The organism is Sphingomonas sp. VDB2 (genome assembly GCF_047946695.1).
GTDB classification, from domain to species: domain Bacteria; phylum Pseudomonadota; class Alphaproteobacteria; order Sphingomonadales; family Sphingomonadaceae; genus Sphingobium; species Sphingobium bisphenolicum.
The window spans coordinates 1,824,581-1,844,055 of sequence record NZ_CP159615.1; the positions used below are offsets into that span (position 1 = coordinate 1,824,581).

Here is a 19,475-nt window from a genome sequence, read left to right on the forward strand (position 1 = left end):
CGCGCGTTCAAACGATGTTCAGTTGCGTTTTGCTATCGCAGAGCGCAATGATGTTTAAAGGCTCATGCCTTGGTACAGGACGCAGAAAAATGACCCGTTTCAAGAAGTTCGGCCTGATTGCGGCGCCAGCTCTGGCGCTGGTGGCGCTGTCGGGCTGCACCACAGGCTTCAAAGCCGATGTCGCCCGCTTCCAGCAACTCCCCGCGCCCGCCGGGCAAAGCTATATTGTCGTCGCCGACGATCCGCAGCTCGCGGGCGGGCTGGAGTTCGCCCATTATGCGGACATGGTCGGGCGACGTCTGGCACAGACCGGTTATGTGCAGGCTAGTGACCCGGCCCGCGCCGACCTGATCGTGCGCGTCGCCTATGATGTCGACAATGGGCGCGAGAAGGTGCGCTCGACCGGCTTTGGCGGCCCTTATGGCGGTGGCTTCGGCCCCTGGGGTGGCGGCTTCGGCGGCCGTTGGGGTCGCCCATGGGGCTATGGCTTCTATGATCCCTGGCTCTTCGGCGGTGGCGGCTATAACGACGTGTCGAGCTACACCGTCTACACCAGCGACCTCAGCATGAAGATCGACCGCGCGGCCGACAACCGCCGCCTGTTCGAGGGCAAGGCGAGCGCCCAGTCGCTGTCGAACAAGCTGACCTATCTGGTGCCCAACCTGATCGACGCGATGTTCACCAACTTTCCCGGCCAGAATGGGGAAGATGTGAAGATCACTCTGCCGCCCGAGAAAAAGGGCTAGGACAGGCTCTAACAAGATGTGAAAAGCCCGGCGCTTCATCGAAGCGCCGGGCTTTTTCGTCGTCATGCCGCGCCTTCTGTCCCGCCCGCATTGTCCCCTGCGCCATTTTCCGCTGTTCCATGCCCCATCATAGCGGATAGCCTGCCGCGGTCCGTTGCCATGGGCAGCGCCACCGGGGAACCACGCCTATGTCCTTGACCGTCCGCATCCTGATCGCGCTCGTGCTGGGACTGGGTAGCGGCATCGCGCTGGCCGAATGGGGCGGAGACTGGGGGACAGGCGTGATCGCGGTGGCGCAGCCGATCGGCAAGGCGTGGCTGGGCGGGCTGCAGATGCCGCTGATCCCCCTGATCTTCGCCCTGCTGGTGACGGGCATCACCCAGGCGGCGACCAGCGTCCGGACCAACGGCATGGCCGGCCGCGCGATCGCGCTGTTCGCAATCCTGCTGACGGCATCGGCGGCGGTCGCCGCGCTGATCGGGCCGCTGATGCTGCATCTGTGGCCAGTGCCGGCCGGCGCGGTCGGGGCGCTGGCGGGCGCCGATGGGGTAGGCGAAGTACCCGACATGCGCCCGTCCGCCGAATGGCTGCTGGGCTTCATCCCGGTCAATCCTCTCAAGTCCGCGAGCGAGGGGCAGGTGGTCGCCGTGGTGCTGTTCGCACTGGTCTTCGGTTTCGCCGTCACCCGCATCGCGGCGGACCGGCGCGCGCAGCTGACCGGCTTCTTCCAGGCGCTGGCCGACGCGCTGCTGGTCGTGGTCGGCTGGGTGCTGTGGCTGGCGCCGATCGGCGTATTCGCGCTGGCGCTGGTCGCGGGCGCGCGGTCGGGGCTGGCGACGGCGGGGGCGCTGCTTCATTATATCGGCTTCATCGTGCTGATCTGCGTCGCGGTGACGCTGCTGGTCTATCCGCTGGTCGTGGTCGCCGGGCGGATCGGGTTGGGCCGCTTCGCCCGCGCCGCCCTGCCCGCCCAGGCCATCGCCTTTTCGACGCAAAGCTCGATCGCCTCCCTGCCCGCGATGATCCAGGCGAGCGACGAACCGCTTGAGGTGCGCGAAACTACGCGCAGCATCGTCCTGCCGCTCGCCATATCGCTGTTCCGTATCACCAGCCCGCCCGCCAATCTGGGCGTCGCCCTCTATGTGGCGGCGATGAACGGCGTGACGCTCGGCCCGGCACAACTGGCGATGGGGGTGCTGGTGGCCGCGATCGTCAGCCTGGCGGCGGTCGGCCTGCCCAGCCAGATCACCTTCTTCACCACCACCGGCCCCATTTGCCTCGCAATGGGCGTGCCGGTGGAGGCGTTGCCGCTGTTGCTGGCGGTGGAGACGGTGCCCGACATCTTCCGCACGGTCGGCAATGTCACCGCCGACATGGCGGCGGCCCGGATTTTGGATCGGCAGGCGGCGGACGCATCCTAAACCTGTTGGAAGGCTTGGATCACAAGATCAAGGCACCCGCCGCGCCGTACGGATCGTCACCGGTGCGGCGAGCATCTGCCCCTTCATCACGCCCTCCCCGGCCGTGGGCGATTTGGGCGCGGCGAGGATCGCCTTCACCACATCCATCCCCTCGACCACATGGGCGAAGACGGCAAAGCCCTGATTGTCGCCGCTCGCCTGCTGGGGCTGGGCGTCCATGGCCGGCATCTTGCCCAATACGATGAAGAAGTCGCCGGTCGCGCTGCCCGGCGCATAGCGCGCCATCGACAGTGCGCCGTCATCATGGGTGAGGCCGGTCTGGGTGGTTGGTTCATGTTTGATCGGCGGCAATATCCGTTTCGGATCATTTTGCGCCCCGCCCTGGACGAAGCCATAATCGGCCGCGCCCACGCCGCGATAGAAGAGCGTGCCGTCGAACCGTTTCTGGTCGACATATTTGAGGAAGTTGGCGGCGGTGACCGGCGCCTTGTCGACATGGACCGCTATCAGGATGCGGCCTGCATCGGTGTCGAGCGCGACGCGAACGTCGGTCGACGGCGCTGGCGCCGGCGGTGTCTGGGCCAAGGCGGCCGAAAAGCCGAGAAGGGCGGCGAGCAGGATAGCAAGGGCGCGAATCATACGCTCACCCTAGCTTCTCCGCCGCCGGACGCCAGAGGGGCTTGTCAGCCCTCCAGCAGGCGCTGGAGCGCGCGGACATCGGCGTCCATGTCCGGGTTGCTTTCGCGCAGCGCCTCGATCGTGCGCACGGCATGGATCACCGTGCTGTGATCGCGCCCGCCGAAGATGCGGCCAATTTCGGGCAGCGAACGCGGCGTCATCTTCTTGGCGAGGTACATCGCCACCTGGCGCGGGCGGGCGACGGCGCGGGCGCGGCGCTTGGAACGCATTTCCGACGGGTCGATTTTGAAATGGGCAGCGCAGGCCTTCTGGATTTCGTCCACCGTGATGCGCCGCGCATTGGCGCGCACGGCGTCGGCCAGCATCCCTTGCGCAAAGTCGAGGTCGATCGAGCGGCCCGTCAGTTGGCCATAAGCGACCAGCTTGTTGAACGCCCCTTCCAGTTCGCGCACGTTCGAGCGGATCGAGCGGGCGAGGAAGTCGATCACCGCATCGGGGACCGGCGGATCGCCCGCCACCGCGCGCTTCGATTCGAGGATGGCGAGGCGCAGGTCGAGCCCGGCGGGCTGGATATCGGCGACCAGGCCGCCGGCGAGGCGCGACAGGATTCGCGGATCGATCGATTCGAGCATCTGCGGCGGCCGGTCGGCGGTCACGACGATACGCGCGCCGCTGTCGATCAGGTCGTTGATCGTGTGGAGGAATTCCTCCTGCGTCGATCCCTTGCCCGCAATGAACTGGATATCGTCGATCAGCAACAGCCGGGCAGCGCGCAGCCGGCCCTTGAACGCCATCGTCTCATTGGCGCGCATCGCGTTCACAAATTCCATCATGAAGCGTTCGGCCGACATGTAGAGCACGGGGGACGTGGGCGCATGGGCGGAAAAGGCGCGGGCGATGGCGTGGAGCAGGTGGGTCTTGCCCTGGCCCGTGCCGCCATGGATGAACAGCGGGCTGAAGCGCGGCGTGGCTTCGCCGGCCATCGCCTGGGCGGCCGAACAGGCAAGGCGGTTGGTTTCGCCCATGACGAAATCGTCAAAGCCGTGGCGCGGCAGGAAATTGGAGGCGATGGCGACGGGCGCGGCGGTTTCAGTCGGCACCGGCGGCTCGACATGCACGACTTCCAGCAGGCGCGGCCCGGTGGCGTCGGGCGCACGGCGCAACCGCACCTCGCGCACGCCGGCCCCGGCGCTGCGCCAGGCCATGCGCAGGCGGTCGCCAAACTGGCCGGACACGAAATTGGCGCTGAAATCGCTGGCGACCAGCAGGTCGAGCGTCTGCGATTCGGCGCAATAGTCACCGAGGCGGACGGGCTTGAGCCACTGATCGAACATCCGTGCGCCGACATCGCGGCGCAGGCCGGCGCGGATGCTGGTCCAGGCGAATTCCAGGCCCGCATCGGCCTGGCTAATCTCTCCGTCCTGCCAACCAACCACGCCCACAACATCCTTCATAGACTTTGACGACCCCACCAACTGTGCCCCCTGATCCGGGCAGGAAAAAAGACGCAAGGATACTCGATCGGAAAAGCCCCCGCCATCCCGAGTTCCTTACGATATGCAATCTCACATGACGGCCGCATCAAGGTGATTCGACAGCGGCCGGATTTCAAAAATAGACAGGGGGACACCGCCGGATCAAGGGCAGCATGGTTCAAAAAAGTGAAATAAAGCCGTTGACTCAGCAAAGCCGCGGGAATCGAACGAGAATGAAATTATCACGTTATTTCAACAGTTTGTAAGGAAATAATCGTGCCGCAGTGCGTCGAATCGCGGGAAATTGGCCAATCGTCAAAAATGACCATATTGTGAAGGAACGACGAAAGGCCCGCCCCAGCGATGGGGCGGGCCTTATGATCTGCCGAAAAACCCGGAGGGGTTAGGCGAGCGCGCTGACAGCCTTGGTCAGGCGGCCGAACTTGCGCGCGGCGGTGTTCTTGTGCAGCACGCCGCGGGCGACGCCACGGGCCAGCTCGGGCTGGACGGCCTGCAGGGCGGTGGCAGCGACGTCCTTGTCACCAGCGGCGAGGGCAGCTTCCACCTTCTTCACCAGGGTGCGGATCCGGCTGATGCGGGCGCCATTGATTGCGGCGCGACGCTCGTTGCGACGGATGCGCTTCTTGGCTTGCGGCGTATTGGCCATTCTATTCCTCGGTTCTCATCAAATCTCGGGAAGAGGCCCGCCGAACAACCGACATGCCTCGTGAAGGTGCGCCCCTTACAGAGGTTCGGGGCAGGCGTCAACGGATTCGGGCGACGCTATTTCTGACATTTGGGGCAAAAGAAGGTCGATCGCCCCCCGTCCACCCGACGCTGCACCGTGCCGCCGCACAGGCAGGATTCGCCTTCCCGCCCATAGACCCGCCATTGTTTGGAGAAATAGCCCAGTTCCCCGTCGGGCCGCGCATAATCGCGCAGGGTGGAGCCGCCCGCGACGATGGCGGCGGACAGCACATCGCGAATCGCCTCCACCAGCAGGCCGAGGCGCACGCGCCCGATCTTGCCCGCCGCGCGAGTCGGCGCGATGCCCGCCATGTTGAGCGCTTCGCACACATAGATATTGCCGAGGCCAGCGACGATTCGCTGGTCGAGCAAGGCCGCCTTGATCGAGGTCGCCTTGTCCTTGAGCGCGGCGGCCAGGCGGGCGGTGTCGAAGTCCGGTCCCAGCGGTTCCGGCCCCATGCGGGTGAAGGGCGTGTAGGCCTGCCATGCGTCCGATCGCACCAGGTCCAGCGAACCGAATCGCCGCGGGTCGTTGAGCGACAGCACATGGCCATGCCCTGTCTCAAGCAGCAGATGGTCGTGCGCGCCGATCTCCGCCGGGTCGATTCGCCAGCGACCCGACATGCCGAGATGGAAAATCATCATGTCGCCGCGATCGGTTTCGATCAGGCCATATTTGGCGCGACGTGACAGCCCCGTCACCGTCGCCCCGGTCATCCGCTGACGCAGGTCGACCGGGATCGGCCAGCGCAGGTCGGCGCGGCGCGGCTCCACTCGCGTCAGCACCGCCCCCTGGAGGACGGAGCGCAAGCCCGCAACGGTGGTTTCGACTTCGGGAAGCTCAGGCATGGCGATGCATGTAGGCGTTAGCGGGCGGCTGCAACAGGGGTATCGGGATCGAGATCCGGCCAGCGGTCGATCAGCGCGCTCGTGACGCCGTTGGTCCAGCCGAACCCGTCCTGCAATGCATATTCCCCGCCGCCGCCGGGCTTGCGCGTCTCGACATCATATTTTTCCAGCATCTTGCCGGTTTCGCGCCAGGCCGCATCGACCGTGCCGATCCAGCGACGGGCGATATCCCTCGCCAACGCTTCATGACCCGTGCGGGCCAGTCCTTCCACCGCCACCCATTGGAGCGGCGCCCAGCCATTGGGGCTGTCCCATTGCTGGCCGCTGGCGATGCGGGTGGTACGCAGGCCGCCCTCCCCCAGCAACTGCGCGCGGACCAGGCGAGCGACGGCGTCCGCCTGTGGCCGGTCGGCCAGGCCAACGAAGAGCGGGAAGAGCGTCGCGGCGGAGACGACCGGCGTCGGCTTGCGCGCCTGCATGTCCCAGTCGGCATAGCGCCCCTCACGCGCCTGCCATAGCCAGCGGCTGATCGCCTTCCCGCGCGCGGTGGCCAGCGATCCAAACTGCCGGGCGCAGGCGGCGTCCCCCGCCGCGGCGCAGCGGCGAGCGATGGCCCGCTCCAGCGACCAGAGCAGGCTGTTGAGGTCCACCGGCACGATGTCGGTCGTGCGGATCGTGGACAGCCGCCTGGGGTCGTCCAGCCAGCGCGAGGAAAAGTCCCAGCCGCTTTCCGCGCCCGCGCGCAGGTGGCGATAGATGGCGGCGGCCGGGCGGTTGCTTTGCCCGGCGGTGGCGACATCTTCCGCCCAGCTCTCGTCGCGCGGCCCCGGTCTGTCGTCCCAATAGCGGTTGAGCAGCGCGCCATCGGGCATCCGCACGACGCGCCGGTCGGCCGCGCCCGTCGCCAGCCCCTCCGCGCCGCGCATCCAGAAATCATGCTCGGCGCGGAGGGCTTTGAGGTGCCGGGGATCGTTGGGATTGCTCGCCAGATCCACCATCAGCGCCAGGAAGGGCGGCTGCGACCGGCCCAGATAATAGGTCCGCGTGCCATTGGGGATGAAGCCGTAGCGGTCGATCAGGCTTTCGAAATCGACCAGCATCGAATCGATCAAAGGCTGTTGCCCGTCGGCCTTGAGTCCCAGCATGGTGAAATAGCTGTCCCAATAATAAATCTCGCGAAAGCGCCCGCCCGGCACGACATAGGGCGCGGGCAAGGCGAGCGCGGATGCCCCCGCCGGCGGACTGAGCGCCGGGCGCGTCAGTTGCGGCCAGAGTGCCCTGATATGGCCGCGCAGGCCCTGCGCCGCCGCCTGTTCGCCCGGCACATCGAAATAGTTGAGGACGAAGGCGCGCAGCGCCGGCCCTTGCGGCTTTTCCTGCCGATAGCGATCGAGGATCGTCGCGGCATCGGCCCTGGGCACCGCGTCCACGAAGGTTTTGCCGTCGGGGAAGATCTTCTCGCGCTGCACCGCTTCGAACAGGGGGCCGTAGATGCGCTGCGGGCCGGGCGGCGGCGCGGACGTTTGCGGCGCGGCCTGGGCCATGCACAGCATGGCGGCAAGGGCAGCAAGGACTGGACGCACGATAAGAGGCTCCCCCGACATGGTTTGCCTGAAAAATGGATGACGCCCGCGAAACGTTCCGCCCCTCGCCTTCCCACTGGCATGGCACCGGAACAGCGGCAAAAGCCGGTCGGCGTTCGAGGAAGTCGTCACCTGTTTTCATTTTTTTGTTGTCGCATCGCTTTTTGCGCAAAACCGGTTCCCACTTTTGCGCGCGATGCTCTAGAGCGAAGCCCATGAACGACACAGCATCCTTCGGCTATCGCGACGTCGATGCCGCCGAAAAACAGGGCATGGTCCGCGCAGTCTTTTCCAACGTCGCGGCGAAATATGATCTGATGAACGACGCCATGTCCGGCGGCGCGCATCGTCTGTGGAAGGACCAGTTCGTGCGCCGGGTGAAGCCCCGCGCCGGCGAACAGATACTCGACATGGCGGGCGGCACCGGCGACATCGCCTTTCGGATGCACAAGCATGGCGCGCAGGTCACCGTGTCGGACATCAATCCCGAGATGCTGGCCGTTGGCGTCGAGCGGGCGCAGAAGAAGGGGTTTGACGGGCTGATCTGGTCGGAGCAGAATGCCGAAACGCTGACCTTCGGCGACCGGGCTTTCGACGCCTATACGATCGCCTTCGGCATCCGCAACGTCACCCATATCGACCAGGCGCTGGCTGAGGCGCACCGCGTTCTCAAGTTCGGCGGGCGCTTCTTCTGCCTGGAATTTTCCACCACCACATGGCCGGGTTTCTCGGACGTCTATGACGTCTATTCGCACAAGCTGGTGCCGCACCTCGGCAAGCTGTTCGCCAATGACGCAGACAGCTATCGCTATCTGATCGAATCGATCCGCCGCTTCCCGCCCATGCCCAAATTCGAGGGCATGATCCGTGATGCCGGTTTCGTGAATACCAAGGTCGAACCGATATTGGGCGGGCTGGTCGCCATTCACAGCGGCTGGAAGATTTGACGCCCGGATGACCGCCCATATCACCCATATCTTCCGCCTCCTGAAATGGGGGCGCACCCTGGCGCGGCATGGCGCGCTGACCGGCATCGAGCGCGATCCGCTGACCCCCGGCCCCGTCCGGCGGCTGGTCCGCATCGCCCGGCTCGGCGCGCGCGTGCCCAGGCAGCCGCGCTATGCCGACGCCTTCCAGTCGATCGGCCCGGCCGCGATCAAGCTGGGCCAGACGCTCGCCACCCGGCCCGATCTGGTCGGCGATCATGCGGCGAACGATCTTCTGCGCTTGCAGGACGCCCTGCCCCCCGTGCCGTTCGACACGATCCGGGCACAGATCGAGCAGAGTTTCGACCGTCCGCTGGACGCCGTCTACAAGAGCTTCGATGAGGTGCCGGTCGGTGCCGCGTCGATCGCGCAGGTGCATCGCGCGGTCACGACCGACGGCCGCGACGTCGCGGTCAAGGTGATCCGCCCCGGCGTCATCGACAAGTTCAATCGCGACATCCAGACCTATGAATGGGCCGCCGCCCATGTCGAGATGCTGGGCGGCGAGATCGCGCGCCTGCGCCCGCGCCTGGTCATCGCGAACTTCAAGCGCTGGACCGTGCGCGAACTGGACCTGCGCCGCGAAGCCGCCTCCGCCTCCGAACTCAGCGAAGCCATGGAGGCGATGCCCGGTTATCGCATTCCCGTCATCGACTGGGACCGCACGACCGGCAAGGTCATGACGATGGAGTGGATCGACGGCATCAAGATTTCCGATCGCGATGCGCTGATCGCGGCGGGCCATGATGTGAAGGATCTGGCCGCCCGGCTGGTCAACGCCTTCCTGCGACAGGCGATTGCGGAAGGCTTCTTCCACGCCGACATGCATCAGGGCAATTTGTTCGTCACGGCCAATGGCGACATCGTCGCGATCGATTTCGGCATCATGGGCCGGATCGACCGGCGCGCGCGCATGTGGCTGGCGGAGATTCTCTACGGCCTGATCACCGGTAATTATAAGCGCGTGGCCGAGATTCACTTCGAGGCGCAATATGTGCCCGGCCATCATAATGTCGACGAATTCGCCACCGCCCTGCGCGCCGTGGGCGAACCGATGCGCGGCAAGCCGGTGCGCGAACTCTCGGTCGGCGGGATGCTGGACGGGTTGTTCGCGATCACCCGCGACTTCGACATGCAGACCCAGCCGCATTTGCTGCTGCTCCAGAAGACGATGGTGATGGTGGAGGGCGTGGCGACCGCGCTCGACCCCGACATCAACCTGTGGGAGACGAGCGGCCCCTATGTGAAAGGCTGGCTGCGCGACGAACTGGGACCGGAGGCGAAGGCCGCCGACACGCTGATCGAAAATTGGCGCACGCTCCAGCGGTTGCCGGGTTTGGTCAAGCGGATCGAGGACGCCTTCCCCGAAAAGGGCGGCGCCCCGCCGCCGCCGCCGCTCACGGAAGTGAAGCTGATCCACGTAGGCGGCGGCTGGCGCTATGCGCTGGTGGCGGTGATCGCGGCGGCGGCTGGCGTGCTGGGCTCCGCCCTCCTACATCTGCATCTATGACTCAACAGCGCGTCCTCCTCATCGTCTCTGGCGGCATCGCCGCCTATAAAGCGCTCGAACTGGTCCGCATCCTGCGCAAGCGCGGGGTCGCGGTGCGCGCGGTGCTGACGGAGTCGGCGCAGCAGTTCGTGACGCCGCTGTCGCTGGGGGTGCTGACCGAAGATCAGGTCTTCACCCATGTGTTCGACCTGAAGGACGAGCAGGAAATCGGCCATATCCAGCTATCGCGCCAGGCGGATCTGGTCGTCGTCGCGCCCGCGACCGCCAATATCCTTGCCAAGATGGCGAATGGCATCGCCGACGATCTGGCCACCACGCTGCTGCTGGCGACCGACAAGCCGGTGCTGGCGGTCCCTGCGATGAATGTGCGCATGTGGCATCACAAGGCGACGCAGCGCAATCTGGAGCGGCTCCACGCCGACGGCGTCCATGTCATGACGCCGGACGATGGCGCGATGGCGTGCGGCGAATATGGCAAGGGGCGACTGCCCGAGCCGGAGGCGATCGCTTTGGAAATCGAGCGGCTGCTGGCATTGCCCAGGGGCGCCGATCCGCTCGCGGGGCAGCCCGATTTTGCCAGCGATGCCCAGCGTCTCTCGACTTCGCTCGAGACGAACGGGTCTTTGCAGGGTCGCCACATCCTTATCACCGCAGGCCCCACCCATGAGCCGATCGACCCGGTGCGCTACATCGCCAATCGATCGTCGGGCAAGCAGGGCTTCGCGATCGCCGCCGCCGCCGCGCGGGCCGGCGCGCGGGTGACGCTGGTCGCAGGGCCGGTACATCTCCCTACGCCCGCGGGGGTCGACCGGGTGGATGTGGAAACCGCACGGCAGATGCTGGCCGCGGTCGAAGCCGCCCTGCCGGCAGACGCCGCGATCATGGTTGCCGCGGTCGCCGACTGGCGCACCGCAGACGCCGCCGACCAGAAGCTGAAGAAGGACGGCTCCGGCCAGCCCGCGCCGCTCGCACTGGTCGAAAATCCCGACATCCTCGCGACTCTGGGCCGCCATGCGCAGCGCCCGGCCCTGCTGGTGGGCTTTGCCGCCGAAACGCAGCAGATCGCCGCCCATGCCCGGGCCAAGCTGGCGAAGAAGGGCGCTGACTGGATCGTCGCCAATGACGTATCCGGCGACGTAATGGGCGGCGACGCCAACGCCGTGCAGATCGTCACTGCCGCCGGCATCGAATCCTGGCCCAGCCTGCCGAAGGGCGAGGTCGCCGACAAACTCATCGAAAAGGTCGCCCATGCCCTCTCCGCTCTCGTCGATTGAAATCCGGCTCAAGCGCCTGCCCCATGGCGAGGGCCTGCCGGTCCCGGCCTATGCGACCGCCCATGCCGCAGGAATGGACGTCGTTTCGGCCGAGGAACTGGTGCTGCAACCGGGTGGCCGCCATGCGGTGGCGACGGGCTTCGCGATGGCGATCCCCGAAGGCTATGAGGTGCAGGTTCGTCCCCGCTCCGGCCTCGCGCTCAAGCACGGCATCAGCCTGCCCAACACGCCCGGTACGATCGACGCCGACTATCGCGGCGAATTGAAGATCATCCTGATCAACCTGGGCGACGCGCCCTTCCCGATACAGCGCGGCGACCGGATCGCCCAACTGGTGGTCGCGCCGGTGCAGCTTGCCAGCTTCGCGGAAGTCGATAGTCTCGACGATACCGTCCGGGGACAGGGCGGGTTCGGTTCCACAGGAGTGTGACGCGATGACGATGCTGCTTTCGCTGATGCTGGCTGCAACCCCGATGCCAGGCCCGGTTCCGGGCGATGCACCGCCCATGCCGCAGGATTTGACCGCCGTCCCGGTCATCGACGGCTGGCTGGGGCGGAAGGTGTCGCCGCGCTGGTCGGACGATGTCGCGAAACTCTATCGTCGTGGCGAATGCAGTGGTGCGGTCAATCATGAAGGATCGCGGCTGCTGGAAATCGACATGCTGTTCCTGCTGTCGGGCGAAGGCAAGCCGCTCAAGATCGCGCCGGTCAATGCGCGTTGCCCCGAGGTCGAAAAATATGTGAGCGGCCGCATCCTCGGCACATTGCGCGGTTCCTTCCCCAAGACCGGGGCGGCGGAGCCCCGCTGGATGCGCTCTCAGGTCCGCTTCCTCTGGTCCGACGCGCCGTGACGCTCAGCGACGATCAACTGGACCGCTACGCCCGGCACATCATCCTGAAGGAAATTGGCGGCGCGGGACAGGCCCGGCTGCTGTCGGCAGACGTAGCGGTGATCGGGGCGGGCGGCATCGGCAGCCCGGCGATCCTCTACCTTGCCGCCGCCGGAGTCGGCACGATCCGGGTAATCGACGATGACGCGGTCGCCCTGTCCAACCTGCAGCGGCAGATTTTGTTCGGCGCCGCCGATATCGGCGCGCCCAAGGCGGAGGCCGCGATGGCGGCCGTCGCGCGGCTCAACCCCGACGTGAAGCTGATCCCGATCAACGCGCGGATCGACGCGGACAATGCCGCGATCATGCTGCGGGACGCGGACGTAATTCTGGACGGCTGCGATAATTTCGACACCCGGCTGGCGGTGGCGGACAGCGCACAGCGGCTGCGCATCCCGCTGGTGTCCGCGGCGGTCGGCCCGTTCGAAGGGCAGATCGCCACCTATCGCGGCTGGGAAGCGGACAAGCCCTGCTATCGCTGCCTGGTCGGCGCGCCGCAGGATGCGCCGGAACGCAATTGCGCCGAAACCGGCGTCATCGGCGCGCTGACCGGCGCGATGGGCAGCCTGGCCGCGCTGGAGGCGATCCGCGCGCTGGTGCCGTTCGGCGCGGAGATGGCCGGGCGGCTGCTGATCGCCGACCTGCTTTCGATGCGCTTCCGCACGCTGGATGTGCCCAAAGACCCCGCCTGTACGGCATGCGCTGTGGCTCTATGCGCGCCCTGAACATCCTGGTCGCGACGGCCGATGCGGAGCGGCTGCGCGGCGCGCTGGTGCTGGCGGCGGCGCAGGCCGCCCTGGGCGGCGCGGCGACCCTCTTCCTGCAACTGGATGCGGTAGCGCTGCTGCGCGCGCCGATCGTCGCGCCCCGCGATGCGGCCCATCGCGCCGCCGGCCTGCCCGATCTGGCCGTGCTGCTGAATGAAGCGCTGGGGTTGGGCGTGACGCTGATCGCCTGCCAGAGCGGCCTTGCCCTGTGCGGCATGACGGCGACGGACCTTCCCGAAGGCGTCGAAACGGGCGGACCGGTCGGCTTCCTGCAAGCGACCGACGATCAGGCCCGGCTACTCTTCGCCTGATCCTATCGCAGGATCGGCAGGTAGCGCCACCGCTCCTGCGACCGGTCATGCGCTGCGGGAGCGATCGACATGCCCGGCGTCGCCAGCGCGTCCGCACGCGGCGGGGTGGCGAGATGGGCAACGCCCCAGGCCGCTCCGAGACAGAAGCAGGCGATCAAACCATAGCGAACCGTCTTCATGCGCCCTGCCCTCCTTTCCGCCCGCCGATGCTATCGGCGATGCGGGCCGGGGGCAAGGCGCAGGCCGTTTTTCAGAAATCCCGATAGCGTTCGTTGCCGACGAAGCCGAGCTTGGTCACGCCCGACCGGCGGATGTCGGCCAGCACTTCATCCACTATGACGTAGCGCGCCGCGGCATCCGGTTGGAATTGCAGTTCCGGCTCCACCGGCAACGCCAGCGACCGCGCCAGATAGCGGCGCAGCGTCAGCCGATCGATCGCCGCCCCATTCCAGCGGATCATGCCGGCGGCGTCGATCGTCACCTTGTTCTTGACCGGGTCGGGCGTGAACTGGGCCGGCTGAACCGGCGCCTGCGGCAGGTCGATGCCCACGCTGTGGGTCTGCATCGGAATGGTGATGATGAACATGATGAGCAGGACCAGCATGACGTCGATAAGCGGTGTCGTGTTCATCTCGCCCATCGGTGCGTCTGCGGACTCCGGGCGTGCAAGGTGCAAGGCCATAAACCCTCCTGTTGAAATATGTTATAACAACACATGGAACATGCGCTTTGCGACGGGCGTTGGCAAGAGCGCTTTCGCGATGCCGCGTTCCGCGAGCCGCCGGCGGCGCCAGTCCGCCTCCGAACCCTTCTATTGACAGTGCGGGCCGCCCATTTAAGGGGAAGGCGCGGCAATTGGGGCCGCGCAACCCGCCCATTTCACAGAAAGCCATGTCCGTGTCCGCCATGCTCAAGATTACCCTGCCCGATGGTTCCGTGCGTGAAGTCGCGCCCGGCACTACCCCGGCGGACATTGCAGCGGCGATCGGGCCGGGCCTGGCCAAGGCCGCCATCGCCGCGCGCGTCGACGGCGAACTGCGCGATATCGGCCGCCCGCTGGAACAGGATTCCCACCTCGCCCTGGTGACGAGCAAGGATGAGGCCGACGCGCTGGAACTGGCCCGGCACGATTTCGCCCATGTGCTGGCCGAAGCGGTGCAGGCGTTGTTCCCCGGCACCCAGATCACTTTCGGCCCGTCGACCGACGATGGCTTCTATTATGACTTCGCGCCCAGGGACCGGCCCTTCACCGAGGAAGACCTGCCGGGAATCGAGGCGGAGATGCGCAAGATCATCGCCGCCAACAAGCCGCTGGTGCGCGAAGTGATGGACCGCGACGCGCTGATCGCCGCCTGGCGCGCGGCCGGCGAGACGTTCAAGGCCGAATGGGCCGCCGAACTGCCCGAGGGCGAGGAACTGACGGTCTATCGCTCCGGCGACTGGTACGACATGTGCCGCGGCCCGCATCTGGCTTCCACCGGGCGCCTGGACCCCGCCGCGTTCAAGCTGACGCGCGTATCGGGCGCCTATTGGCGCGGCGACCAGAAGAATGCGATGCTCAGCCGCATCTATGGCACCGGCTGGCTCAACAAAAAGCAGTTGGCCGAGCATCTGACGCGCCTTGAAGAGGCGGGTAAGCGCGACCATCGCAAGCTGGGTGCGGAAATGGACCTGTTCCATCTCCAGCAGGAAGCGCATGGCAGCGTCTTCTGGCATCCCAAGGGCTATCTCATCTGGCGCGAACTGGAAGCCTATATGCGCCGCGCCATTGACGCAGCGGGCTATCGCGAGGTGAAGACGCCCCAGGTGATGGACGCACGCCAGTGGGAAACGTCCGGCCACTGGGGCAAGTATCGCGAGAATATGTTCGTCATCCCCGACGAAGTGCCCAATGTGGACGATGAAGGCCCGCTGGTGTCGGACGATGCCGACTGGATGGCGCTCAAGCCCATGAACTGCCCGGCGCATGTCCTGATCTTCCGTCAGGGGATCAAAAGCTATCGCGACCTCCCGTTGCGCTTCTACGAAAATGGCTGCTGCCACCGCAACGAGCCGCATGGCGCGCTGCACGGCCTGATGCGCGTGCGCCAGTTCACGCAGGATGACGCGCATATCTTCTGCCGCGAAGACCAGATCGTCGAGGAAGTCCGCGCCTTCTGCGCGCTGGCCGACCGCATCTACAAGGATTTCGGCTTCACCTACTCGATCAAGCTGGCGCTGCGCCCGGAAAAGCGCTTCGGCACCGAGGAGATGTGGGACATGGCGGAGAATGAGCTGCGCAACGCAGTCGCCGCCGCCGGCCTCAACACGCCCGAATATGGCTGGGAAGAATTGCCGGGCGAAGGCGCCTTCTATGCGCCCAAGCTGGAATGGCATCTGACCGACGCGATCGGCCGCACCTGGCAGGTCGGCACCATCCAGTCGGACCGCGTGCTGCCCGAACGACTCGACGCCAGCTATATTGGCGAAGATGGCGAGCGGCACCGGCCGGTCATGCTCCATCGCGCCATTTTCGGCAGCTATGAACGCTTCATCGGCATCCTGATCGAACATTATGCGGGCCGCTTCCCGCTCTGGCTGGCGCCGGTGCAGGCCGTGGTCGCGACCATCGTGTCCGATGCGGACGATTATGCGAAGGCAGCGGTCGAGAAGCTGCGCGCGGCGGGAATCCGCGCCGAAATCGACGTGCGGAACGAGAAGATCAACTACAAGGTCCGCGAACACAGCCTTGCCAAGGTGCCGAACCTGCTGGTCGTCGGACGGCGCGAGGCGGACGAGGGGACGGTCGCGCTGCGCGAACTGGGCAAGGAGGGGCAAAGCGTCCTTTCGCTCGACGATGTCATTTCGCGCCTTGCAAATGAGAGCCTTGCACCCGATATGCGGTGAGGCAGCAATGCCACAAGGGTTCGTGATTCCGTTACGGCGGGGACACGGACCCCTTTCGGCTTTGCCAAAAAGCCGCTAAGAGCCATTCGTTTTTGAAACGACCATAGGAGATACTGCTATACGTCCCCCGATGATGCGCCGCCCGCTGGCGCCGCCGCCGAAGTCCGGCCCCCGGTATAACGAGTTCATCACCGTGCCCAAGGTGCGCGTGATCGACGACGAAGGCGAAAATCTGGGCGTGATGTTTACGCAGGAAGCCATCGAGCAGGCGGCCGATGTCGGCCTCGACCTGGTCGAAGTCTCCCCCAATGCCGACCCGCCGGTCTGCAAATTTCTGGACATCGGCAAGTTCAAGTACGAAGCCCAGAAAAAGGCGAATATCGCCCGCAAGACCCAGAAGACGCAGGAACTCAAAGAGATCAAGATGCGTCCGAACATCGACGATCATGACTATGATACGAAGATGAAGAAGGTGCATGATTTCATCGGTGACGGCGACAAGGTGAAGATCACCCTGCGCTTCCGCGGCCGCGAACTCAGCCACCAGCAGCTCGGCATGGCCCTGCTGCAGCGCGTGGCCGAAAATGTCCAGGAAGTCGCGAAGGTCGAAGCCTATCCGCGCATGGAAGGCCGTCAGATGCTGATGGTGCTGTCGCCGAAATAAGCGACGTCAAGAGCGTTAAAAAGGGCGGCGCCGCAAGGGGCCGCCCTTTTTTGTTGCCCCGGCAATTACATGCTGCCGGCGCAACGCGCTGGAATATTTTATTCCACTATGTCGAAGACTTGCACAATGAAAATGGACTCTTAAGAATTTGAACATGGCCGGAACCGTGGGGGTTCTTGCCATGTCAATGGGGGTTATCCATGAACTTGGGATTGAAGGCGTTTTGCCTTTCGACTTCGCTTGCCTGTCTTCCGTTTCCGATGAACGCCGTGGCTCATGCCCAGACTGTACCCGTCATCAGCCAGACCCCCCTCAGCGACGTCGATTGCGATGGAAATGGCGGCTATGCCCCTGCTATTTGCAGGACGACCGGCACGCGGAACGTGACATTTCTGTCGGAAGAGGTGGGCAATGGCCTGTCACGGATATATCAGGTCAACTTCGACGGCACGCTGGCCGTTGATGGCATAGTGACCGGCCCGTTCGGAGGCCTGGATCCGTCAAATTTCTATTCGGCCGCGACGGTCGATCTGACGACCCAATATATCGGCAGAAAGTCTCGCTCGCTGACGCCGATTAACGATCCGAACGCCATAGGCTATTTCAATCGCTACTCCGACTATCAAACGACAGCGCGCAATATCGGCGTCGATATCCAGGGCGCTTCTGGCTACGATGAAACCACGGGCCAGGACTATAGCTATAATCTGAAATCGATCGATCCCACCGCCATCGTCAACGGTGACCGCACCGCACTGACAGGCAATTATCGGACGACCTCGGACGCAGGCGCGATCGTGTTCGGGACATTGTCCGGCGATGCGGTCTTGGTCAGCGCCCCTTCACTCTCCCCCCTGCCCATTCCGGACTCCGCCGTCTTCTCGCCTTTTTCGCTGCAATATCAGGTCGCTGCACAGGAAACGACGCGGCTTGACGAAACCGGACTGGTTACACCCAAGGTGAGCGTAACCCAGGGGATAGAGATGAACGGCAGCGGCATTCACGATCTGGCCGATGGCGTCGCGGCCGGAGACGCGGTCAATAAGGGGCAACTGGACAGCGAAGCGGCTGCCCGCATTGCCGCCGATTCCACTCTTGCGGGCCGGATCGATGAAGAAAAAGCGGCACGGACCGACGCCGACATCGCATTGGCAAACAGCATTGCCAACGAAGCCGGTACGCGCGCCGCAGCCGATAGCGTTCTGGCCAATTCCATCTCCGCCGAAGCGGCGACACGCCAGGCGGCCGATGTCACCCTGTCCGGCCAGATCATCGACGAAGCGCAGCAGCGTGCGCAAAATGACCTTCAGATTCATCAAAGGATCGACAATGAAAGTTCGGCGCGAGAAGCATTGGCTAGCGCTTTGACTGGCGAAACCAACGCCCGCATGACGGCGGACCTCCAGCTTTCGTCCCGGATCGACGCGCTCGGCGATCGACTGGATCAGATCGACGGTCGGCTCGATCGGATGGAAGATCGCGTATCCAGCGGCACCGCGGTCGCGGTCGCAATGGGTGGTGCGACCTTCCTGCCGGATATGAAGTTCAACCTGACGGCCAACGTGGCGACCTATGGCGGGGCTCATGCGGGCGCGATGCAGGTCGGGGCTCTCGTGACCCCGCATGTCGCGCTGAACGCCGGCGTGGCAACCGGCTTCAACCGGGGCGGCAAGACGGCCGCCCGCGCCGGCTTTACCATCGGCTGGTGACAGGATGCAGAGGGTTGGCCCATGGCCAGCCCTCTCGCCCGGCCTTCAGGCCGACGGCGTCTCGCGATAGAGGGTCGGGAACATCGCCTTGAACGCGGCCAGCTTTGGCGCGTCCCAGCGCATTATATAGGGATGGCGCGGGTTTTTCCGCATGAAATCCTGATGGTCCCGCGCGGCGTTCTGGAAGCCGGTGAAGCGCTCCACCCTGGTCACAATCGGATCGCGCCACAGCCCTGCCTTGCCGATCTGCGCCAGATAGGCGGTCGCCGCCTTGGCCTGCCCGTCGTTCAGCGGGAACAGCGCGCTGCGATATTGGGTGCCATGATCGGGCTGCTGATAATTCAGCGTGGTGGGATCGGCCACCACCGAGAAGAAGATGCGCAGCAAGGTGCCGTAGCTGACCTGCGCGGGATCGTAGGTGACGCGCACGGCCTCGGCATAGCCGGTGTCGCCGCCGCTCACCATGTCATAGTCGACACGGCGGTCGCGCGGTCCGCCGGCAAAGCCGGAGACGACGAGGTGGACACCTTTGACGTGGGAGAAGACCCCCTCGACGCCCCAATAGCAGCCGCCGGCGAACACGGCCGTCTCCAGCTTGCGTGTGGGCGCGGCGTCGATGGTCGGAACGGGGGCGAGGACGGCGCGCTCGGCGCGCAGAGGCGTGGCGACGACAAGCGCCGCCAGAGCAATCAGGGCGAGGCTGTCAGAGCGCCGCACTGTTGGTCGAGGTCGCCGCAATCGCGGGCGATCCGAATACCGGAGCCTCCTCCGGCTGGAGCATGAACATGCCCACCGCGCCGATCGCGAACCCGCCCAGGAAGCGCAGGAACAGATCGGATTTCAGGAATGCCACCATGGCCAACGCCTTTCTAAAATATGGTTCAGGCCGTCTCGACCTGTCGACTACCTCCATGCGCCTTGCCCCTGACTGAACGGCCGGCCGCGCGGGAGCGGGTTTCGACCAGTGCCAGGGACAGAACGACGAAAGGCGGCAGTCCTTAAATCAGTTTCTCTATGC

The 19,475-nt window shown here is 65.3% G+C and carries 21 protein-coding genes; 12 read left to right on the plus strand and 9 right to left on the minus strand.

All coding sequences use genetic code 11. The features are described from left to right. The first annotated feature begins 89 nt into the window (after positions 1–89). Positions 90–746 carry a DUF4136 domain-containing protein gene (locus ABT375_RS08960; protein ID WP_416464806.1) on the plus strand — a complete coding sequence of 219 codons (657 nt, stop codon included), beginning with the start codon at positions 90–92 and terminating at the stop codon, positions 744–746. A 188-nt stretch (positions 747–934) separates the two neighbouring features. Beyond that, the gene (locus ABT375_RS08965) at positions 935–2,167 is read left to right on the plus strand and encodes a dicarboxylate/amino acid:cation symporter (protein WP_261936290.1); all 1,233 of its coding nucleotides are present in this window, start codon (positions 935–937) and stop codon (positions 2,165–2,167) included. Positions 2,168–2,194: 27 nt separating this feature from the next. Here the strand turns inward: ABT375_RS08965 and ABT375_RS08970 are convergent, their stop codons facing one another. The 5 genes from ABT375_RS08970 to treA all read right to left on the minus strand — a co-directional run bounded on the left by ABT375_RS08970 (position 2,195) and on the right by treA (position 7,481). Beyond that, entirely contained in the window at positions 2,195–2,806 is a 612-nt protein-coding gene (locus ABT375_RS08970; RefSeq protein WP_416464807.1) for a peptidylprolyl isomerase, read from the minus strand. Between the two features lie 44 nt (positions 2,807–2,850). Beyond that, positions 2,851–4,260 (minus strand): chromosomal replication initiator protein DnaA, encoded by a 1,410-nt coding sequence (dnaA, locus tag ABT375_RS08975; protein WP_416464808.1) that lies wholly within the window; start codon positions 4,258–4,260, stop codon positions 2,851–2,853. 424 nt (positions 4,261–4,684) lie between these two features. Next, a complete protein-coding gene (gene rpsT / locus ABT375_RS08980; protein ID WP_261936288.1) occupies positions 4,685–4,948 on the minus strand; it encodes a 30S ribosomal protein S20 in 264 nt (87 codons plus the stop codon). Positions 4,949–5,064: 116 nt separating this feature from the next. After that, the gene (mutM, locus tag ABT375_RS08985) at positions 5,065–5,877 is read right to left on the minus strand and encodes a bifunctional DNA-formamidopyrimidine glycosylase/DNA-(apurinic or apyrimidinic site) lyase (RefSeq protein ID WP_416464809.1); all 813 of its coding nucleotides are present in this window, start codon (positions 5,875–5,877) and stop codon (positions 5,065–5,067) included. Between the two features lie 17 nt (positions 5,878–5,894). Further along, positions 5,895–7,481, minus strand: coding sequence for an alpha,alpha-trehalase TreA (gene treA / locus ABT375_RS08990; RefSeq protein ID WP_416464810.1), 1,587 nt, complete (start codon positions 7,479–7,481; stop codon positions 5,895–5,897). Positions 7,482–7,675: 194 nt separating this feature from the next. On the opposite strand from treA, the gene ABT375_RS08995 reads away from it, so the two are divergent. Genes ABT375_RS08995 through ABT375_RS09025 form a run of 7 tightly spaced genes read left to right on the plus strand, consistent with a single transcriptional unit; the run spans position 7,676 to position 13,198 of the window. Next, entirely contained in the window at positions 7,676–8,407 is a 732-nt protein-coding gene (locus ABT375_RS08995; RefSeq protein WP_224548637.1) for a class I SAM-dependent methyltransferase, read from the plus strand. A 7-nt stretch (positions 8,408–8,414) separates the two neighbouring features. Next, positions 8,415–9,956: a 2-polyprenylphenol 6-hydroxylase gene (ubiB, locus tag ABT375_RS09000; RefSeq protein ID WP_416464811.1), complete on the plus strand. Its 1,542-nt coding sequence runs from the start codon at positions 8,415–8,417 to the stop codon at positions 9,954–9,956. Then, positions 9,953–11,230 carry a bifunctional phosphopantothenoylcysteine decarboxylase/phosphopantothenate synthase gene (locus ABT375_RS09005; RefSeq protein WP_416464812.1) on the plus strand — a complete coding sequence of 426 codons (1,278 nt, stop codon included), beginning with the start codon at positions 9,953–9,955 and terminating at the stop codon, positions 11,228–11,230. The genes ubiB and ABT375_RS09005 overlap by 4 nt, the downstream gene beginning before the upstream one ends. After that, complete coding sequence (dut, locus tag ABT375_RS09010) at positions 11,205–11,660, plus strand: dUTP diphosphatase (protein WP_224548632.1); 456 nt, start codon at positions 11,205–11,207, stop codon at positions 11,658–11,660. The genes ABT375_RS09005 and dut overlap by 26 nt, the downstream gene beginning before the upstream one ends. 4 nt (positions 11,661–11,664) lie before the next feature. Further along, positions 11,665–12,081 carry a hypothetical protein gene (locus ABT375_RS09015; protein WP_224548630.1) on the plus strand — a complete coding sequence of 139 codons (417 nt, stop codon included), beginning with the start codon at positions 11,665–11,667 and terminating at the stop codon, positions 12,079–12,081. Next, complete coding sequence (locus ABT375_RS09020) at positions 12,078–12,845, plus strand: HesA/MoeB/ThiF family protein (RefSeq protein ID WP_261936282.1); 768 nt, start codon at positions 12,078–12,080, stop codon at positions 12,843–12,845. Before ABT375_RS09015 ends, ABT375_RS09020 begins: the two co-directional genes overlap by 4 nt. Next, entirely contained in the window at positions 12,833–13,198 is a 366-nt protein-coding gene (locus ABT375_RS09025; protein ID WP_416464813.1) for a DsrE family protein, read from the plus strand. Before ABT375_RS09020 ends, ABT375_RS09025 begins: the two co-directional genes overlap by 13 nt. A 2-nt stretch (positions 13,199–13,200) precedes the next feature. On the opposite strand, the gene ABT375_RS09030 is transcribed toward ABT375_RS09025, so the two are convergent. Together ABT375_RS09030 and ABT375_RS09035 are read right to left on the minus strand one after the other, a co-directional pair. After that, a complete protein-coding gene (locus tag ABT375_RS09030; protein WP_416464814.1) occupies positions 13,201–13,377 on the minus strand; it encodes a hypothetical protein in 177 nt (58 codons plus the stop codon). Positions 13,378–13,448: 71 nt separating this feature from the next. Further along, the gene (locus ABT375_RS09035) at positions 13,449–13,880 is read right to left on the minus strand and encodes an ExbD/TolR family protein (RefSeq protein WP_416464815.1); all 432 of its coding nucleotides are present in this window, start codon (positions 13,878–13,880) and stop codon (positions 13,449–13,451) included. Positions 13,881–14,104: 224 nt separating this feature from the next. On the opposite strand from ABT375_RS09035, the gene thrS reads away from it, so the two are divergent. The 3 genes from thrS to ABT375_RS09050 all read left to right on the plus strand — a co-directional run bounded on the left by thrS (position 14,105) and on the right by ABT375_RS09050 (position 18,457). Further along, on the plus strand, positions 14,105–16,084 hold the full coding sequence (gene thrS, locus ABT375_RS09040; protein WP_261936692.1) for a threonine--tRNA ligase: 1,980 nt from the start codon (positions 14,105–14,107) through the stop codon (positions 16,082–16,084). Between the two features lie 130 nt (positions 16,085–16,214). Further along, entirely contained in the window at positions 16,215–16,748 is a 534-nt protein-coding gene (gene infC / locus ABT375_RS09045) for a translation initiation factor IF-3 (protein WP_066600201.1), read from the plus strand. A gap of 269 nt (positions 16,749–17,017) precedes the next feature. Further along, positions 17,018–18,457 carry a hypothetical protein gene (locus tag ABT375_RS09050; protein ID WP_416464816.1) on the plus strand — a complete coding sequence of 480 codons (1,440 nt, stop codon included), beginning with the start codon at positions 17,018–17,020 and terminating at the stop codon, positions 18,455–18,457. A 45-nt stretch (positions 18,458–18,502) separates the two neighbouring features. Here ABT375_RS09050 and msrA read toward each other — a convergent pair whose 3' ends face one another. Next, positions 18,503–19,174: a peptide-methionine (S)-S-oxide reductase MsrA gene (gene msrA, locus ABT375_RS09055; protein ID WP_261936277.1), complete on the minus strand. Its 672-nt coding sequence runs from the start codon at positions 19,172–19,174 to the stop codon at positions 18,503–18,505. After that, positions 19,161–19,313, minus strand: coding sequence for a hypothetical protein (locus tag ABT375_RS09060; RefSeq protein WP_224548616.1), 153 nt, complete (start codon positions 19,311–19,313; stop codon positions 19,161–19,163). The genes msrA and ABT375_RS09060 overlap by 14 nt, the downstream gene beginning before the upstream one ends. Between the last annotated feature and the right edge of the window lie 162 nt (positions 19,314–19,475).

Excerpts from the sequence above, each read along its gene's own strand:
- ABT375_RS08960 (WP_416464806.1), top strand. The coding sequence starts at position 90 with ATGACCCGTTTCAAGAAGTTCGGCCTGATTGCGGCGCCAGCTCTGGCG.
- ABT375_RS08965 (WP_261936290.1), top strand. The coding sequence starts at position 935 with ATGTCCTTGACCGTCCGCATCCTGATCGCGCTCGTGCTGGGACTGGGT.
- ABT375_RS08970 (WP_416464807.1), bottom strand. The coding sequence starts at position 2,806 with ATGATTCGCGCCCTTGCTATCCTGCTCGCCGCCCTTCTCGGCTTTTCG.
- dnaA (WP_416464808.1), bottom strand. The coding sequence starts at position 4,260 with ATGAAGGATGTTGTGGGCGTGGTTGGTTGGCAGGACGGAGAGATTAGC.
- rpsT (WP_261936288.1), bottom strand. The coding sequence starts at position 4,948 with ATGGCCAATACGCCGCAAGCCAAGAAGCGCATCCGTCGCAACGAGCGT.
- mutM (WP_416464809.1), bottom strand. The coding sequence starts at position 5,877 with ATGCCTGAGCTTCCCGAAGTCGAAACCACCGTTGCGGGCTTGCGCTCC.
- treA (WP_416464810.1), bottom strand. The coding sequence starts at position 7,481 with ATGTCGGGGGAGCCTCTTATCGTGCGTCCAGTCCTTGCTGCCCTTGCC.
- ABT375_RS08995 (WP_224548637.1), top strand. The coding sequence starts at position 7,676 with ATGAACGACACAGCATCCTTCGGCTATCGCGACGTCGATGCCGCCGAA.
- ubiB (WP_416464811.1), top strand. The coding sequence starts at position 8,415 with ATGACCGCCCATATCACCCATATCTTCCGCCTCCTGAAATGGGGGCGC.
- ABT375_RS09005 (WP_416464812.1), top strand. The coding sequence starts at position 9,953 with ATGACTCAACAGCGCGTCCTCCTCATCGTCTCTGGCGGCATCGCCGCC.
- dut (WP_224548632.1), top strand. The coding sequence starts at position 11,205 with ATGCCCTCTCCGCTCTCGTCGATTGAAATCCGGCTCAAGCGCCTGCCC.
- ABT375_RS09015 (WP_224548630.1), top strand. The coding sequence starts at position 11,665 with ATGACGATGCTGCTTTCGCTGATGCTGGCTGCAACCCCGATGCCAGGC.
- ABT375_RS09025 (WP_416464813.1), top strand. The coding sequence starts at position 12,833 with ATGCGCGCCCTGAACATCCTGGTCGCGACGGCCGATGCGGAGCGGCTG.
- ABT375_RS09030 (WP_416464814.1), bottom strand. The coding sequence starts at position 13,377 with ATGAAGACGGTTCGCTATGGTTTGATCGCCTGCTTCTGTCTCGGAGCG.
- ABT375_RS09035 (WP_416464815.1), bottom strand. The coding sequence starts at position 13,880 with ATGGCCTTGCACCTTGCACGCCCGGAGTCCGCAGACGCACCGATGGGC.
- thrS (WP_261936692.1), top strand. The coding sequence starts at position 14,105 with ATGCTCAAGATTACCCTGCCCGATGGTTCCGTGCGTGAAGTCGCGCCC.
- infC (WP_066600201.1), top strand. The coding sequence starts at position 16,215 with ATGATGCGCCGCCCGCTGGCGCCGCCGCCGAAGTCCGGCCCCCGGTAT.
- ABT375_RS09060 (WP_224548616.1), bottom strand. The coding sequence starts at position 19,313 with ATGGTGGCATTCCTGAAATCCGATCTGTTCCTGCGCTTCCTGGGCGGG.